This is a genomic window from Streptomyces barringtoniae (assembly GCF_020819595.1).
Lineage (GTDB): Bacteria > Actinomycetota > Actinomycetes > Streptomycetales > Streptomycetaceae > Streptomyces > Streptomyces barringtoniae.
Genome location: NZ_JAJHNP010000023.1, coordinates 83,916 through 99,389 on the forward strand (window position 1 = coordinate 83,916; position 15,474 = coordinate 99,389).

A 15,474-nucleotide genomic window follows, 5' to 3' on the forward strand; every position below is an offset into this window, starting at 1 on the left:
GGCATCCCGATGAGCGACAACGAACGGCGGCAGCGCGACGACGAGTTTCTCGCCGAGCGGTTCGAGGCGTACCGGGGGCATCTGCGGGCCGTCGCCTACCGGATGCTGGGCTCGGCCGCGGAGGCCGAGGACGCGGTGCAGGAGGCGTGGTTCCGGCTGAGCCGGTCCGACACGCGTGAGGTGGGCAACCTCGGGGGCTGGCTGACGACCGTCGTCGGCCGGGTCTGCCTCGACCTGCTCCGCTCCCGCCGCTCGCGGGGCGAGGAGCCCCTGGACACCTGGCGTCCCGGGGCCTCCGCCGAGCCGGACCCCGCGCAGGACGCGGTGCTCGCGGACTCGGTCGGGGTGGCCCTGCTGGTCGTCCTCGACACGCTTTCGCCGGCCGAGCGGCTGGCGTTCGTGCTGCACGATCTGTTCGGGGTGCCGTTCGAGGAGGTCGGCGGGATCCTCGGGCGCAGCCCGGCCGCGGCACGACAGCTGGCCAGCCGGGCGCGGCGCCGGGTGCGGGGCGCGGACGCGCCGGAGGCGGACCTGGTGCGGCAGCGGGAGGTGGTCGACGCGTTCCTGGCGGCCGCACGGGAGGGGGACTTCGACGGCCTGCTGGAGGTGCTCGACCCGGACGTGGTGGCGCGCAGCGAGGCGGGTGTGACCGCCGGCGCCGTTCCGGTCGCCTCCGGGGCGAGGAGCTTCGCCCATCTGGCCCGTGTGGCGCGTCCCGCGCTGGTGGACGGGGCGACGGGGCTGGTCGTGTACGCCGAGGGCCGCCTCGAGCGGGTTCTGGCGTTCACCTTCGTCGCCGACCGCATCACGGCCATCGACATCGTGACGGACCCGGAGGACCTGGCCGAGCTGACCGTCGAGCCGGCGTAGCCGGGCCGCAGGGTCACCGCAGGGCCGGCACCCCCCACCGTCCCCACCGTCGCGCCCCCCGTAGGCCTCCCCGTCCGGCCGTAAACCCAGCCCCGGACAGAAGCTTTCCGGGTCGTCCGCAGCGTCGAAGTTCGCGGGGTGACTTCTACCGGACGGGGGGGCATCCGCGCAGCGCCGGAATTCGGATCCGTTCGCCGCCACGGAATATCGCGGTCACCCCAACTGCCGGTATCTGCCCCGGAAGTACATCAGCGGCCCGCCCTCCGCGCTCGGGACGTGCGCGGTCAGCACGCGGCCGATGACGAGGGTGTGGTCGCCGGCCGTCACCCGCTGCTCGGTGCGGCACTCCAGCGTGGCCAGCGCGCCGCCCACCAGCGGGGCGCCGGTGGCCTCGCCGCGGGCGTAGGGGATGTCGTCGAAGAGCAGACGGTCGCTGATGCGGCCCTTCATGGCGAAGCGGCCCGCGATGTGCCGCTGGCTCTCGGCGAGGACCGACACCGCCCACAGGGGCTGTTCGTCGAGCAGGTCGTCCATGCGGGCGCCCGTGCGCAGGCTCACCAGGACCAGTGGCGGGTCGAGGGAGACGGACATGAAGGCGGTGGCGGTCATGCCGACGTCCTCCATGTCCGGCGCGCCCGGGTCGTCCGGGTCCAGCGGCGGCTCCTGCGCGGTCACCAGGACCACTCCCGCGGCCAGCCGGGACATCGCGGCCCGGAACTCGTCGTTGCTCACCCCCTCAGCATGCCCGGAAGCGGCGGTGGCGGTGGGTGAGGCGGTCTTCAGCACGCCCGAAACGCTAGTCTCCGCCCCGCACGGGCCGCATCGGGCCTTCGCCCGAGCCGGGTCCTAGGACCAACGGAGGACCGCTGTGTGCATCATGTGAACAGACCCCAAAAGTTTGCGTTCAGTAAACGCCCGCGGAAATCGCGGAAATACCACTCAATTGTTCATGTTCGGCTGTGACTTGAGTCACAAGGGCCAGGAATTGTTGACCCTGTGTACCGAGTGGGCAGCGCGCTGTGATTCAGTGGCGGGGAAACTGGAACGCACCGTAAGAGGCACCCTTAAGAAGCGCCGAAGACAACCCTTGATTCGCTGCGAGGTCTCGGGGGGAGGGCGAGCATGGAGACCGAGTCGGAGCCGTATGTCCGTCTTGCGTCCCTGCGACAGCTGCACCAGGTCATGGCCGACATGAACACGGCACGCAGCCTGGCCGACACACTGCAGACCGTCGCCGACGGCGCCGTACAAGCCCTCGGGTACGAGATGGCGTGCGTGAACCTCGTACGCCCCGACGGCGATCTCGTCGTCGCCGCGTTCGCCGGGAACTCCGCCGCCGAGGCCCTGATCACCGGCCGGGTCGGCTCCCGCGAGTCCTGGGAGCGGCGGCTGAACATGGGCGAGCGCTGGGGCGACCTGGTCTTCATACCGCACACCGAGGGCTGGGTGCTGGACGACGACGACGTACCCCAGTGGTTCACGGACGGGCCCGCGCCCCGCTTCGAGGACGAGTGGCACCCCTCCGACCGCCTCTTCGCCCCCATGTACACGCCGGGCGTCTCGGGCGGCGCCAGCGGTGAGCTGCTCGGGGTCATCTCCGTCGACCGGCCGCGCAACGGCCGCCACCCCGGCGCCTGGGGCCGCGAGGCCCTGCAGATGTACGCCTTCCAGGCCGCCATCGCGATCAGCAACGCCCGGCTGCGCGCCAACATGCAGCGCGCCCTGGTCCGCCTGGAGCGCGATCAGCAGGCCCTGCGCGCCAGCGAGGAATCCTTCCGGCAGGCGTTCGAGTACGCCCCCTCGGGCATGGCCATCGCCGAGATGGGCGGCGACCAGCACGGCCGCATACTGCGCACCAACGACGCCCTGTGCCGGCTGCTCGGCCGCCCGGCCTCGGCGATGCGCCGCTACTCCTTCTCCGACCTCGTCCACCCCGAGGACATCGGCACGCTCCTGCGGACCTCCGCCGAGGGCGGCCGTGCGGAACTCCGCCTCGGCCGCCGCGACGGCACGTACGTCTGGGTGAGCCTGCGCAACAGTGTCGTCGCGGACGCCGCCGACGGCCCCCGCTTCCTCCTCACCCACGTCGAGGACATAGAGGAACGCAAGCGCCGCGAGCTGCAGCTCGCCCACCGCGCCTCCCACGACTCGCTCACCGGCCTGCCCAACTCGGCCGAGCTGCGCTCCCGCCTGTCCGCCCGGCTGTGCCGGCGCCCGGCCCACAGCGGCGAGCTGGAGTCCCTGGACGCGGCCTACGGCCACCCCGCCTTCGACGGCCCCGCGGCCCACGGCTTCGACTACCGGCCGGGGACGGAGACGTACGACACCTTCGACCACCACGTCCACACGGTCGCCCCCGAGGACGGCCGCGACGACGGCACCAAGGGCCTCGCGGTGCTCTTCTGCGACCTCGACGGCTTCAAGTCGATCAACGACCGCTTCGGGCACAACGCGGGCGACGCGGTACTGATCGAGGTGGCCCACCGGCTCTCGCGCGGTGTCCGGGACGGCGACACGGTCGCCCGGCTCGGCGGCGACGAGTTCGTGATCCTCGCCGACGGCCTCGGCCGGGCCGACGCCCAGGACCTCGCCGTACGGCTGCGGAACGAGATCATCCAGCCGATCCGAGCCGAGGGCCGGGCCGTCCGGGTGGGCGCGAGCTTCGGCATCGGGTGGGCACACTGCGGCATGACCGCGGACGAAGTGTTGAAGTCGGCCGACGAGCGGATGTACGTAGAGAAACGATCTCGTCCCAAACAGCACAGGCGCGCCGGATGATCCCCAGGTCAGCGAGTTGATGCGGTCCGAGGCACCCGTTTGGCTCAGTCAGAGCGGGTAGGCTCGCCCTTCAGACCTGTACCGCATCCACCCGCACCCGCTGAGGAGACCTAGGGATGACGCCCGGCGAAAACGGCCCGAGCACGCCCGAGGACGACGACCCGTTCGGCTACCTGTACGCCGACGGCCAGGCCAGAGGCGCCCAGCCGCCGTCCGGCGGTTACGGCTACCCGAACTCGGTCAGCAGGGTGCGGACGGTCGGTGAGCGGCAGTACGGCCAGCCGGCCGCGCCGCAGCAGCAGGGCGCCTACGGCCAGCCGAACGCCTACTACCAGGCCCCGGAGACCGTGCCCGGCGGCGCCCCGACCAGCCGGCCGCCGGCACCGCCGGCTCCCGGCCGCCGCGGCCCGAACACCAGGGGCCTGCTGATCGGCGCGATCGCGGTGGTCGCCGCGGTCGTCATAGGCATTGGCGTGGCGATGCTCAACGGCAACTCGGACGACGGCAAGACCGGCAACCAGGCGGGCGGCACCCCGAGCCAGTCCCAGGGCCAGGGCCAGAGCCCGAGCCCGTCGAGCAGCAACTCGGCGGCGAGCGGTGAGCTGCCGAAGGTCGACGGGTCCGACAAAAGCCTCCAACTGGCCGGTGGCGCCGCCGTGGCCTCGGACGTCTCCGGCGCACGGTCCGCGGACGGCCGTTACGTGGGCGGGCTGAACCAACCGGGTGCCTCGGTGACCTGGACGGTCAACGACATCCCCGAGGACGGTGCGTACACCCTCTTCGTGAACTACAGCGCCTCCGGCGGCGACCAGGCGATGTCCGTCACCGTGAACGGCAAGCCGTTCGGTGGCAAGCTGGGCCTGAAGAACTGGCGGAGCGCCGCCGACGGCGACTTCGCCAAGGGCTGGACCAGGTCGTATGTGTGGCCGACCCTCCAGAAGGGTTCCAACACGATCTCCATCTCCTGCCAGCCCGGCGACCAGTGCAACGTGCTGATCGACCAGCTCTGGATCAAGAAGGGGCAGGTCAAGAGCTGAGTCGCCCAGCGAACTGAGGAACGTCGTCTCTGCGGCCGGTACCCAGCCGCTCGGTCGGCAGACCCACCACGACGCCGGCGGTGGCCACGGCCACCGCCGGCGTCATGGAGAGGGCATGCACTCCTGGCGTCCACGTCAGAAGCATCAGGCCGACGAGGAAGCAGGTCACCCAACTGCAGGCGGCATCCGGCATGGTGCCGACGGCGGGCGAGGGGCGGATCGCCATGGCCAGGGCGACGGGTGAGGACATCGGCCGGAGCACGCAGGAGCCGAACGACCTTTCCACAGGTGATCACGCGGCGCTGGCCACCCCGGTCACCGCCACCCGCCCCCGCAGCTCCTCGTACACGGCGGGGTCGAACTCGCCAGCGGCCGGGGACCGTACGGTCGCCGCTGACAAGGCGACCGCGCGAGCCAGCCGCTCCGGCCAGGGGAGCCGCTCCACGAGCCCCGACAGGAGTCCGGCGACCGCGGAGTCGCCCGCACCCGTCGGATTGCCGCGTACGCGGGCGGGTGGGGTGGCGCGCCAGCGGCCCTGTGGGGTGGCGGCGAGGAGGCCGTCCGCGCCGAGGGAGGCCACGACCGCGTGGGCGCCCCGGCGGCGGGCGTCCTGCGTGGCGCGCAACGGCTCGTGGGAACCGGTGAGTTCGGCCAGTTCGTCGGCGTTGGGTTTGACGAGGTCGGGGCGGGCGGCGACCCCGCGGCGCAGGGGTTCGCCGCTGGTGTCCAGCAGGACGGGGACGCCGGCCGACCGGGCCGCGCGGACCAGGTTCGCGTACGTCCCCACCGGCACGCCCGGCGGCAGGCTGCCGCACAGGGCCACCGCGGAGGCTCCGGCCAGCAGTTCCTCGTAGTGGTCCAGGAACGCGCCCCACTCCGTCGGCGCGATCTGCGGGCCCGGCTCGTTCAACTGCGTGGTGTCACCCGACAGTTCGTCGACGACGGCGATCGTGCGGCGGGTCGCCCCCGCGACCGGCACCAGTGCGTCCGTCAGACCGGGGACGCCGGCGAGCCGTTCGCGTATCGCCCGGCCCGTGCCGCCGCCCGCGAAGCCCGTGACCGTCACCTCGTGCCCGAGCGCGGCCAGCACCCGGGCCACGTTCACGCCCTTGCCGCCGGGTCGCTCGATGACCTCAGAGACCCGGTGCGAGGCGTGCGGCCGTAGCGACCGTACCCGGTAGGTCAGGTCGAGAGCGGTGTTGAGCGTGACCGTGAGGATCACCCGGGCCGACCTCCCTCGAAGTCCGTGCGCGTGTCATCGGTTCCGGGGGCACGATCATGCCAAACAGACGGCGGCCGGCCCAGTCATGAGCCGGCCGCCGTCGAGGGAAAAGACGGGCAGATCAGGCCAGTTGGGGCGGGATCACCACCCACTCGCCCCGTCGCATCACGCCCTTGAGGCCGAAGTCCCCGTCCAGCACCAGCAGGTCGGCGTCCTTGCCCGGCTCCAGCGAGCCGACGCGGTCGGAGAGGCCCAGCAGGCGGGCCGGGTTCGCGGACAAGGCCTGTACGGCGTCCTCGACCGGCAGCCTGTCGACGGTCACCGCCCGCCTGAACGCGCGGTCCAGGGTGAGCGTCGAGCCCGCGATGGAGCCGCCCTCCACCAGCCGGGCCACCCCCTCGCTGACCTCGACCTCCAGCGGGCCCAGCATGTAACGGCCGTCGCCGATGCCGGCCGCGTCCATCGCGTCCGTGATGAACGCGACCCGGTCCGCCCCCGCCCGGTGGAAGGCCAGCTCCAGCGCGGCCGGGTGGAGGTGCGTGCCGTCGTTGATCAGCTCGACCGTGACCCGCTCGTCCTCGAGCAGGGCGGCGATGGGGCCCGGCGCCCGGTGGTTCAGGGCCGGCATCGCGTTGAACAGGTGGGTGGCGACCGTGGCGCCCGCGTCGATGGCCTCGACCGTCTGCTCGTACGTGGCGTCCGTGTGCCCGATCGCCGCGATCACACCGTGCTCGGCGAGCAGCCGTACCGACTCGATGCCGCCCGGCAGTTCGGTCGCGAGGGTGACCATCTTCGCCCTGCCGCGCGCCGCGTCGATCAGCTTGCGGACCTCGGCCGGGTCCGGGTCGCGCAGCAGCGCCTCGGAGTGCGCGCCCTTGCGGCACGGCGAGATGAACGGCCCCTCGAAGTGGATGCCCGCGATGTCGCCCTGCTCGGCCAGTTCGCTCAGCAGCCCCGCCTGGCGGACCAGCAGGTCCATCTCGTCGGTGACGGTGGAGGCCACCAGGGTGGTGGTGCCGTGCGCGCGGTGGGTGCCCAGGGCCGTCATGATCTGGTCCGGGGTGCCGGAGAAGGAGGCTCCGCCGCCGCCGTGGTTGTGGATGTCGACGAAGCCGGGGATCAGCCAGTGGCCGCCCACGTCGATCACGTCGGCATTCTCGGGAGCGGTCGCCGCGATCTTCGTACCCTCGACGACCACGCGCCCGTCGTCCACGACCCCGGTGGGCAGCACCACCCGAGCACCTGCGAGAACCAAGCTGGGAGCCATCAGGCGGTTACCTCCGAGGGGTCGGTGGAGTCGGGGTCGGTGGAATCGAGATCGGTGGAATCGAGATCGGTGGAGTCGGGGTCGGGGCGGACGGGTCCGGCGCTGTCGAGGAGGTCGCGGGCCAGCAGGCCCGCGCCCAGGCAGCCGGCGGCGTCGCCGAGGGCGGCGGGGACGAGGGCCGGCAGCTTCTGGAAGGTGACCCGCTGCCGCACGGCCTCCCGCAGCGGCTGGAACAACACTTCCCCCGCCTCGGCGAGACCGCCACCGATGATCAGGGTGCGCGGGTCCAGCAGGGTGAGCGCGGTGACCAGGCCGTCGGCGAGCGCGTCGACCGCCTCCTGCCAGACCCGGACGGCGTTCGGGTCGCCGGACGCGACGGCCTTGGCGCAGTCGGCGGCGTCCGCGTCCGGGTCTCCGCAGGCGGCCGCCCAGGCCTCGCTGACGGCGGACGCGGAGGCGTACCGCTCCAGGCAGCCGTGCTGCCCGCAGGGGCACGAGATCCCACCGGGCCGTACGACCACATGGCCGATCTCGCCCGCGAAGCCGTGCGCGCCCGCCTCCACCCGGCCGTCGATGCCGATGGCGCCCGCGATCCCGGTGCCGAGCGGTACGAACAGGAACCGGTCGGCGCCCCTGCCCGCGCCGATCCGGCCCTCGGCGAGGCCGCCGGTGCGCACGTCGTGGCCGAGGGCGACGGGGATGCCGAGCCGCTCGCCGAGCAGCGCGCGCAGCGGTACGTCCCGCCAGCCGAGGTTGGCCGCGTAGGAGGCGATGCCCCGCTCCTCGTCGACGATGCCGGGGACGGCGATGCCGACAGCGGCGGCGGCCTCGCCGTAGCGCTGCAGGCCGTACGCGTGCAGGTCGGCGGCGAAGTCGAGGATCGTCGCGACCACCGCGTCCGGTCCGCGCTCGCGGCCGGTGGCGCGGCGGGCGCGGTGCAGCAGTTCGCCGTCGTCGCCGACGAGGGCGGCCTTCATCCCGGTACCGCCCACGTCCAGGGCGATGACATGTCTCACCACGGTCCTAGTGTGACCCTCCCACCCGCGAGAGGTCTAGTCCACTCACGTGGTGTAGACCTTACGTGTCCATATATTGAACGGTCAGACAGCAGGGTTGGGGCGTTGAGGTTGCGTCGGCGTACGGCAGGAACGATCGCGGTGGCGTCCGCACTGGGCATGACGGCGGTCCTCGGCGGCTGCGGGAGTACGGGCTCCTCCGACGTCACGTTGAGACTCGTCGCCGCCGACTACGGCGACTCTCCCGCCAACAGTTCGCAGAAGTACTGGGACACCCTGGCCAAGGAGTACGAGTCGAAGCACCCCGGTGTGAAGATCGACGTCAGCGTGTACTCGTGGAACGACGTCGACGCCAAGGTCAAGGACATGGTCGCCGCCGGCCACGCCCCCGACCTGGCCCAGATCGGCGCCTACGCCGACTACGCCGCCGCCGGCAAGCTCTACCCCGCCTCCGACCTGCTCTCCATACGGACCCAGGCCGACTTCCTCTCCCAGCTCTCCGACGCCGGGCAGTGGAACCACACGCAGTACGGCATCCCCTTCGCCGCCTCCACGCGCGTGCTCTTCTACAACAAGACCCTGTTCGCCAAGGCCGGCATCACCCCGCCCACCACCTGGGACGAGCTCGCCGCCGATGCCAGGGCGCTCAAGGACAAGGGCGTGAAGTACCCCCTCGCGCTGCCGCTCGGCCCCGAGGAGGCCCAGGCCGAGACCATGCAGTGGCTGCTCAGCGGCAGCAGCGGCAACAACGGCGGCAGTGGCTACACCGACGACATCGGCACCTACACCATCGACTCCGCGCAGAACGTCCAGACCTTCACCTGGCTCAAGGACGACCTGGTCGACAAGGGCCTGACCGGGCCGGTCGCGCCCGGCAAGCTCAACCGCGCGACCGCGTTCGCCGCCTTCGCCGACGGTCAGGTCGGCATGCTCGACGGGCACCCCACGCTGATCCAGCAGGCCGAGAAGAAGGGCGTGCAGTTCGGCATGGTGCCGATGCCGGGGCGCACCGGCAGGACCAGGGCCTCCATGGGCGTCGCCGACTGGATGATGGCCTTCAGGCAGAACGGGCACCGCGACCGGACAGGCGACTTCCTCAACTTCGTCTACACCGAGAAGAACGTCCTGGCCTTCTCCCGCGAGTACGGCCTCCTCCCGGTCACCGGCTCCGCGTCCAACGCCATGAGCGAGTCGGACGCCGCCCCCGACAAGGCCCTGCGCCCCTTCCTCGGCGAGCTGCCCACCTCCGAGCTGTATCCCGTCGGCAAGACCTCCTGGGCGTCGGTCAGCGCGGCCGTGAAGCAGAACATCGGCCAGGCCGTCGCCCCCGGGGCCGATCCCGCCGGCGTCCTGACCCGCCTCCAGGCGACGGCGACGGCGGCGGACAGCAGCGCCAAGAACTGAGCGCCGCTGTCAGCGCCCACCGTTACGGTGACTGCATGGAACTCGCCCCACGCGAACAGGCCATCCTCGCCCTCGAGCGCCGCGGCTTCCCCGGCCCCGGCGCCAAGGAACGGGCGATACGCGAGGAACTGGGCCTGTCCCCGGTCCGCTACTACCACCTCCTGAACGCGTTGCTGGACGACGAGCGGGCACTGGCGGCGGACCCGGTGACGGTGAACCGCCTGCGCCGGGTGCGGGACTCACGGCGCGCGGAGCGCTGAGCCGCCGCCCCGGCGGGCGGGAAACGGGGGCCGGGGGCGAAGCACCAGGAGTGTTCCGGGCCCGCGCTGGATAGTGTCGCTGTATGGACCCTCTGCCGACCCCGCAGACCCAGCCCGGCCGGGACGGACTGGCCGCGTTCCTCGCCAAGCCGAGCGCCGCGACTGTCGGTCTGGACTTCGACGGCACCCTGGCCCCCATCGTCGCCGACCCCGAGCAGGCCCGCGCCCACCCCGAGGCCGTACCCGCACTCGCAGCCCTGGCTCCCAAGGTCGCCTCCGTCGCCGTGATCACCGGCCGCCCCGCCGGCGTCGCGGTCCGCTACGGCGGCTTCGCCGGTGTCCCCGGCCTGGAGCACCTGACCGTCCTCGGCCACTACGGCGCCGAACGCTGGGACGCGGTCACCGGCACCGTCACCGCCCCGCCCCCGCACCCCGGCGTCGCCGCGGCCCGCGCCGAGCTGCCGGGCGTGCTGGACCGCGCCGGCGCCTGGCACGGCACCTGGATCGAGGAGAAGGGCCGGGCGGTCGCGGTGCACACCCGCCGCGCCGACGACCCGCAGGCCGCGTTCGAGGCCCTGCGCGGCCCCCTCTCCGACCTCGCCGCCCGCCACGGCCTGGTGGTCGAACCCGGCCGCCTGGTCCTGGAACTGCGCCCGCCGGGCATGGACAAGGGCGTGGCGCTCGCCGACCACGTCCGCAGGACCGGCGCCGAGTCCGTCCTCTACGCCGGCGACGACCTCGGCGACCTCCCCGCCTTCGCCGCCGTGCAGGAACTCCGCGCCGAGGGCCTCCCCGGCCTGCTGGTCTGCAGCGGCAGCACGGAGGTCACGGAGCTGGCGGAACGAGCCGATGTGGTGGTCGACGGCCCGCCCGGTGTCGTACACCTGCTGCGGACCCTCGCCGCTCAGCTGGACTGAAGCTCCTCCAGCGCCTCCAGCTGCTGAAGGAACCACCGGGCGGGCGGCAACGCGGTGGCGGCCGCCGCCAGCCGCTTGGACCGCTCCGCCCGCTCGTCCGCCGGCATGCTCAACGCGGAGTGCAACGCGTCGGCCGTGCCCCCGATGTCGTACGGGTTCACCACGAGCGCGTCGGTGCCCAGTTCCTCGTACGCTCCCGCCTCTCGCGACAGCACCAGCGCGCAGCCCTCGTCGGAGACGACCGGTACCTCCTTGGCGACCAGGTTCATGCCGTCCCGGATGGGGTTGACCAGCGCCACGTCGGCGAGCCGGTACGCGGCCAGGGAGCGTGCGAAGTCGTCCTTGACGTGCAGGACGACCGGCGTCCAACCGGCCGTACCGAAGGTCGAGTTGATCTCCTCGGCCACCCGCTGGACCTCGGCCGTGTAGTCCCGGTACACGGCGAGGTCCTGCCGCGACGGGTACGCGAACGCGAGGTGCACCACCCGTTCACGCCACTCGGGGTGGTCGTCCAGCAGCTGCCGGTACGCCAGCAGGCCGCGCACGATGTTCTTGGACAGCTCGGTGCGGTCGACGCGCACGATGGTGCTGCGGCCTTCGCCGATCTCCGCGCGCAGCGCCGCCATCCGCTCGTCCACATCGGGCTCATGGGCCCGCTTGCGCAGGAAGTCGGCGTCCGCGCCGAGCCCGTGCACACCGACCCGCATGGCCGGGGCCCCGGGTCCCAGCACCGCGTGGCAGCACGCCGTGAACGCGTCCGCCCAGCGCCTGGTCAGGAACGCCGCCCGGTCCGCGCCCAGGATGCCGTTCAGCAGCTCGGCGGCGATGTCGTCGGGCAGCAGCCGGAAGTACTCCGGGGGCGCCCACGGCGTGTGCGAGAAGTGGCCGATCCGCAGGTCGGGGCGGAGTGCGCGGAGCATGCCGGGCACCAGGCACAGGTGGTAGTCCTGCACCAGCACCGCCGCCCCCTCGGCCGCCGCCTCGGCGAGTGCCTCGGCGAACGCGCGGTTGTAGGCCTCGTACGACGACCACTGCCGCCGGAACTCCGCGTCGAAGACCGGCTCCAGCGGGGTCTGGTACAGCATGTGGTGCACGAACCACAGCACCGAGTTGGCGATGCCGTTGTAGGCGTCCGAGTGCACCTGCGCGTCGATGTCCAGCATCCGCACCCGCTGCCCGCCGGTGTCCTCGACCGGCAGCAGCCCGCCGCGCGCACGCCGTACGGCCTCCCGGTCGCCGTCGCCGAGCGCCGCGCACACCCACAGCGAGTCCGCGTCCGGCCCGATGGCCGACAGCCCCGAGACCAGCCCGCCGCCGCCCCGCTTGGCGCGCAGCGAGCCGGCCCCCTCCTCGTCGTCCACCGTGTACGAAACCGGGCCGCGGTTGGACGCGACCAGCACCTGAGCTCTCTCGGCAGCACCGTGCGTGGAAGCCATGGTCCTCAACCTAGCCCGGCCCGGAAACGCTCAAACGTACGGCCACGCCCGGCACGCCGCCGTATACGACCCCGCGACCGGTTCACGCCACCCTGCGCTCGGCGTACTCCGCGATCTCCACCATCGGCGGCCGTTCCTCGGTGTCCACCGAGTAGGTGCGCGGCTCGAAGCCGTCCTCGCCCCGCTCGAACTGGGTGAGGGAGGGGCGGATCAGATGGCCGCGGGCCAGCCGGAGCTGGGCCGTGCGGTAGATCGCCGCCGCCATCCTGCCGAGCGCCTGTCCGTCCTGGTGGCGGTGCTTGCGCACGCCCACGTCCACCTGCGCCAGTGCGTCGAGGCCGACCAGGTGCAGGGCGTCCACCAGCATGCCCAGCTCCACGCCGTACCCGACGGGGAACGGCAGCTGCTCCAGCAGCGAGCGCCGGGCCGCGTACTCGCCGCCGAGCGGCTGCACGAAGCCGGCCAGCTGCGGCCAGTGCATGTTCAGCAGCGGGCGGGCCATCAGCTCGGTGACCCGGCCGCCCTGCCCGGTGGCGCCGCCCAGCGGGCGGTCGTACATGCCCTTGACCAGGTCCACCCCGGGCTCGGTGAGCAGCGGGCCGACGATCCCGCAGACGAAGTCGGAGGAGAACTCCCTCAGGTCCGCGTCGATGAAACAGACGATGTCCCCGTCGGTGACCAGGAGCGAGCGCCACAGCACCTCACCCTTTCCGGGGACGGCGGGGACGCGGGGCAGGATCTCGTCCCGGTGAACGACCCGCGCGCCCGCGGCGGCGGCGACCTCGGAGGTGCGGTCGGTGGAGCCGGAGTCGACCACCACGATCTCGTCGACGAGGGGGACCTGCTCCACGAGGTCGTGGCGGATGATCGCGACGATGTCGCCGACCGTCTCCTCCTCGTTGAGCGCGGGCAGTACGACACTGATCGTCTGGCCGGTGCGCTGCTTGGCGGCCAGGATCCGGTGGAGCGGGCGATCGGCCACGGACCAGGAGCGGGTGGCCAGCCAGCGCTCGACTTCTTCCAGCACGGTCTGCGGCTCCTCACTGTTCGTGATGGCACGGGCTGCACCGTGTGATCCATCTCGCGGTTCGGACGACTATCTCAACTGTCCTGGCCTTCGGTTACAGTCTTGAACAACGCCGATGACCATCGCATGTCGAGGGCCGGAGGGCGTTCACAACCGCATACCGCTCATCCAGAGGGGCAGAGGGAAACGGCCCGATGAAGCCCCGGCAACCCTCCAGTCGGTTCTCGCTCCGCGAGGCTCCCGGCTAGGGAAGGTGCCAAATCCGTCTCACGGCGAGGTGCGTCGTGAGGAAGATGAGGAGAAAGGGCCTCGCCTCCATGGCTGTGCAGACAGTTGCAAGCTCCACCGATTCCACCGTAGACCTCGGTCCCGCCGCGGCCCTGAGCTGTCGCGAGTGCGGCCACCGCGTCCCGCTCGGCCCGGTGTTCGCCTGCGAGGAGTGTTTCGGCCCGCTGGAGATCGCCTACGACTTCTCCGCCTACGACACCGAAGAGCTGCGCCGCCGTATCGAGTCCGGTCCCGCGAACATCTGGCGGTACGCGCCGCTGCTGCCGGTCCCGGCCGACGTCGCCGACAAGCCGAACCTGAACCCGGGCTGGACGAAGCTCGTCAAGGCCGACAACCTCGCGCGTGAACTCGGCATCACCGGCGGCCTGTTCGTCAAGGACGACTCCGGCAACCCGACCCACTCCTTCAAGGACCGCGTGGTGGCCCAGGCCCTGGAGGCCGCCCGCGCCTTCGGCTTCACCACCCTGTCCTGCTCCTCCACCGGCAACCTCGCCGGTGCCGTCGGCGCGGCCGCGGCCCGGGCCGGCTTCCGCTCCTGCGTGTTCATCCCGCACGACCTGGAGCAGGGCAAGGTCGTCATGGCCGCGATCTACGGCGGCGACCTCGTCGGCATCGAGGGCAACTACGACGACGTGAACCGCTTCTGTTCCGAGCTGATCGGCGACCCGGCCGGCGAGGGCTGGGGCTTCGTCAACGTCAACCTGCGGCCGTACTACGCCGAGGGCTCCAAGACCCTCGCGTACGAGATCTGCGAGCAGCTCGGCTGGCGGCTGCCCGACCAGATCGTGGTCCCGATCGCCTCCGGCTCCCAGCTCACGAAGATCGACAAGGGACTGCAGGAGCTGATCAAGCTCGGTCTGGTCGAGGACAAGCCGTACAAGATCTTCGGTGCGCAGGCCGAGGGCTGCTCGCCGGTGTCCACCGCCTTCAAGGCCGGGCACGACGTCGTACGGCCCCAGAAGCCGAACACCATCGCCAAGTCCCTCGCCATCGGCAACCCGGCCGACGGGCCGTACGTCCTGGACATCGCGCGCCGCACCGGCGGTGCCGTGGAGGACGTGACGGACGAGGAAGTCGTCGACGCCATCAAGCTGCTGGCCCGCACCGAGGGCATCTTCGCCGAGACCGCGGGCGGTGTGACCGTCGGCGTCACCCGCAAGCTGGTCAAGGACGGCGTCCTGGACCCGACGAAGACCACGGTGGTCCTCAACACCGGCGATGGCCTGAAGACCCTCGACGCGGTGGCCGGTACGGGGCTGACCGCGACGATTCGTCCCAACCTCGACTCGTTCCACGAGGCCGGACTCGCGTAGCCGTTATCGTCTGCGGGCCGCGGGGCCTGGTCGCGCCACGCGGCGGCAGCCGCAGACGAAACACGGCCCCGCGCCCCTTCCGGGGGCGCCTACCCTGACCGGAGGTCACAAGCATGAGCGTCACTGTCCGCATCCCGACCATCCTGCGCACCTACACGGGCGGGCAGGCCGAGGTCGCCGCCGAGGGCGCGACCCTCGCCGAGGTCATCGCCGACCTGGAGAAGAACCACACCGGCATCGCCGCCCGCGTCCTGGACGACCAGGGCAAGCTGCGCCGGTTCGTCAATGTGTACGTCAACGACGACGACGTCCGCTTCGAGCAGGGCCTGGAGACCGCCACCCCGGACGGCGCCGGAGTCTCCATCATTCCGGCCGTCGCCGGCGGCTGATCGTTACCTTAGGTAACGTCAGTTACGCATTGTTCATGGAATTGCCTCCTCCGCGAGAGAAGCGGAGGGGGCAATTCTGTGTGATTGAGCGCGGTAGAGTTGGGGAACGCGCTCCGGGGCCGACCGGTCGGGAGCCTTGTATTCATGCCGCACGCCCGACAAGAAGTAGCCAAAGTCGGCGCGTCTTATGCGGCTTTTGTGGTGATCTGAGGGGCCCGACTTGCCCTGAAGTCGGGTGAATTCTCATCAC

15 protein-coding genes and 1 riboswitch are annotated in these 15,474 nt (G+C 71.8%); of the genes, 8 read left to right on the forward strand and 7 right to left on the reverse strand.

Annotated features, from left to right (window positions below; genetic code table 11):
• The first annotated feature begins 9 nt into the window (after positions 1-9).
• On the forward strand, positions 10-870 hold the full coding sequence (locus tag LMU33_RS33195; protein ID WP_228624489.1) for a sigma-70 family RNA polymerase sigma factor: 861 nt from the start codon (positions 10-12) through the stop codon (positions 868-870).
• A 213-nt stretch (positions 871-1,083) separates the two neighbouring features.
• Here LMU33_RS33195 and LMU33_RS33200 read toward each other — a convergent pair whose 3' ends face one another.
• On the reverse strand, positions 1,084-1,656 hold the full coding sequence (locus tag LMU33_RS33200) for a flavin reductase family protein (RefSeq protein WP_228624490.1): 573 nt from the start codon (positions 1,654-1,656) through the stop codon (positions 1,084-1,086).
• Between the two features lie 336 nt (positions 1,657-1,992).
• On the opposite strand from LMU33_RS33200, the gene cdgB reads away from it, so the two are divergent.
• Both cdgB and LMU33_RS33210 read left to right on the forward strand, forming a co-directional pair.
• A complete protein-coding gene (cdgB, locus tag LMU33_RS33205) occupies positions 1,993-3,648 on the forward strand; it encodes a diguanylate cyclase CdgB (RefSeq protein WP_228624491.1) in 1,656 nt (551 codons plus the stop codon).
• A gap of 116 nt (positions 3,649-3,764) precedes the next feature.
• Positions 3,765-4,685 carry a carbohydrate-binding protein gene (locus LMU33_RS33210; protein ID WP_228624492.1) on the forward strand — a complete coding sequence of 307 codons (921 nt, stop codon included), beginning with the start codon at positions 3,765-3,767 and terminating at the stop codon, positions 4,683-4,685.
• Here the strand turns inward: LMU33_RS33210 and LMU33_RS33215 are convergent.
• The 4 genes from LMU33_RS33215 to LMU33_RS33230 form a co-directional block, all read right to left on the reverse strand.
• Positions 4,675-4,935, reverse strand: a complete 261-nt coding sequence (locus LMU33_RS33215) for a hypothetical protein (RefSeq protein WP_228624493.1) — start codon at positions 4,933-4,935, stop codon at positions 4,675-4,677. The genes LMU33_RS33210 and LMU33_RS33215 overlap by 11 nt on opposite strands.
• A gap of 42 nt (positions 4,936-4,977) precedes the next feature.
• Positions 4,978-5,907, reverse strand: a complete 930-nt coding sequence (locus tag LMU33_RS33220; protein WP_228624494.1) for a 1-phosphofructokinase family hexose kinase — start codon at positions 5,905-5,907, stop codon at positions 4,978-4,980.
• Between the two features lie 121 nt (positions 5,908-6,028).
• Positions 6,029-7,174 (reverse strand): N-acetylglucosamine-6-phosphate deacetylase, encoded by a 1,146-nt coding sequence (gene nagA / locus LMU33_RS33225; RefSeq protein WP_228624495.1) that lies wholly within the window; start codon positions 7,172-7,174, stop codon positions 6,029-6,031.
• Positions 7,174-8,190 (reverse strand): ROK family protein, encoded by a 1,017-nt coding sequence (locus LMU33_RS33230; RefSeq protein WP_228624559.1) that lies wholly within the window; start codon positions 8,188-8,190, stop codon positions 7,174-7,176. The genes nagA and LMU33_RS33230 overlap by 1 nt, the downstream gene beginning before the upstream one ends.
• Positions 8,191-8,301: 111 nt before the next feature.
• Here LMU33_RS33230 and LMU33_RS33235 point away from each other — a divergent pair, with 111 nt between their 5' ends.
• The 3 genes from LMU33_RS33235 to otsB all read left to right on the forward strand — a co-directional run bounded on the left by LMU33_RS33235 (position 8,302) and on the right by otsB (position 10,771).
• Positions 8,302-9,594, forward strand: coding sequence for an ABC transporter substrate-binding protein (locus LMU33_RS33235; protein WP_443728980.1), 1,293 nt, complete (start codon positions 8,302-8,304; stop codon positions 9,592-9,594).
• Positions 9,595-9,629: 35 nt separating this feature from the next.
• A complete protein-coding gene (locus tag LMU33_RS33240; RefSeq protein ID WP_228624497.1) occupies positions 9,630-9,854 on the forward strand; it encodes a DUF3263 domain-containing protein in 225 nt (74 codons plus the stop codon).
• Between the two features lie 83 nt (positions 9,855-9,937).
• A complete protein-coding gene (otsB, locus tag LMU33_RS33245; RefSeq protein WP_228624498.1) occupies positions 9,938-10,771 on the forward strand; it encodes a trehalose-phosphatase in 834 nt (277 codons plus the stop codon).
• Here otsB and LMU33_RS33250 read toward each other — a convergent pair.
• Both LMU33_RS33250 and LMU33_RS33255 read right to left on the reverse strand, forming a co-directional pair.
• Complete coding sequence (locus tag LMU33_RS33250) at positions 10,759-12,207, reverse strand: alpha,alpha-trehalose-phosphate synthase (UDP-forming) (RefSeq protein ID WP_228624499.1); 1,449 nt, start codon at positions 12,205-12,207, stop codon at positions 10,759-10,761. The genes otsB and LMU33_RS33250 overlap by 13 nt on opposite strands.
• An 82-nt stretch (positions 12,208-12,289) precedes the next feature.
• A complete protein-coding gene (locus LMU33_RS33255) occupies positions 12,290-13,234 on the reverse strand; it encodes a glucosyl-3-phosphoglycerate synthase (RefSeq protein ID WP_228624500.1) in 945 nt (314 codons plus the stop codon).
• Between the two features lie 161 nt (positions 13,235-13,395).
• A riboswitch (SAM riboswitch) is annotated at positions 13,396-13,534 on the forward strand.
• Positions 13,535-13,551: 17 nt separating this feature from the next.
• Between LMU33_RS33255 and thrC the strand changes: the two genes are divergently transcribed.
• Both thrC and LMU33_RS33265 read left to right on the forward strand, forming a co-directional pair.
• Positions 13,552-14,835: a threonine synthase gene (thrC, locus tag LMU33_RS33260; RefSeq protein WP_228624501.1), complete on the forward strand. Its 1,284-nt coding sequence runs from the start codon at positions 13,552-13,554 to the stop codon at positions 14,833-14,835.
• Between the two features lie 113 nt (positions 14,836-14,948).
• Positions 14,949-15,224, forward strand: a complete 276-nt coding sequence (locus LMU33_RS33265) for a MoaD/ThiS family protein (protein WP_004000249.1) — start codon at positions 14,949-14,951, stop codon at positions 15,222-15,224.
• Positions 15,225-15,474 lie beyond the last annotated feature (250 nt).

Excerpts from the sequence above, each read along its gene's own strand:
- LMU33_RS33195 (WP_228624489.1), top strand. The coding sequence starts at position 10 with ATGAGCGACAACGAACGGCGGCAGCGCGACGACGAGTTTCTCGCCGAG.
- cdgB (WP_228624491.1), top strand. The coding sequence starts at position 1,993 with ATGGAGACCGAGTCGGAGCCGTATGTCCGTCTTGCGTCCCTGCGACAG.
- LMU33_RS33210 (WP_228624492.1), top strand. The coding sequence starts at position 3,765 with ATGACGCCCGGCGAAAACGGCCCGAGCACGCCCGAGGACGACGACCCG.
- LMU33_RS33215 (WP_228624493.1), bottom strand. The coding sequence starts at position 4,935 with ATGTCCTCACCCGTCGCCCTGGCCATGGCGATCCGCCCCTCGCCCGCC.
- nagA (WP_228624495.1), bottom strand. The coding sequence starts at position 7,174 with ATGGCTCCCAGCTTGGTTCTCGCAGGTGCTCGGGTGGTGCTGCCCACC.
- LMU33_RS33240 (WP_228624497.1), top strand. The coding sequence starts at position 9,630 with ATGGAACTCGCCCCACGCGAACAGGCCATCCTCGCCCTCGAGCGCCGC.
- otsB (WP_228624498.1), top strand. The coding sequence starts at position 9,938 with ATGGACCCTCTGCCGACCCCGCAGACCCAGCCCGGCCGGGACGGACTG.
- LMU33_RS33250 (WP_228624499.1), bottom strand. The coding sequence starts at position 12,207 with ATGGCTTCCACGCACGGTGCTGCCGAGAGAGCTCAGGTGCTGGTCGCG.
- thrC (WP_228624501.1), top strand. The coding sequence starts at position 13,552 with ATGGCTGTGCAGACAGTTGCAAGCTCCACCGATTCCACCGTAGACCTC.
- LMU33_RS33265 (WP_004000249.1), top strand. The coding sequence starts at position 14,949 with ATGAGCGTCACTGTCCGCATCCCGACCATCCTGCGCACCTACACGGGC.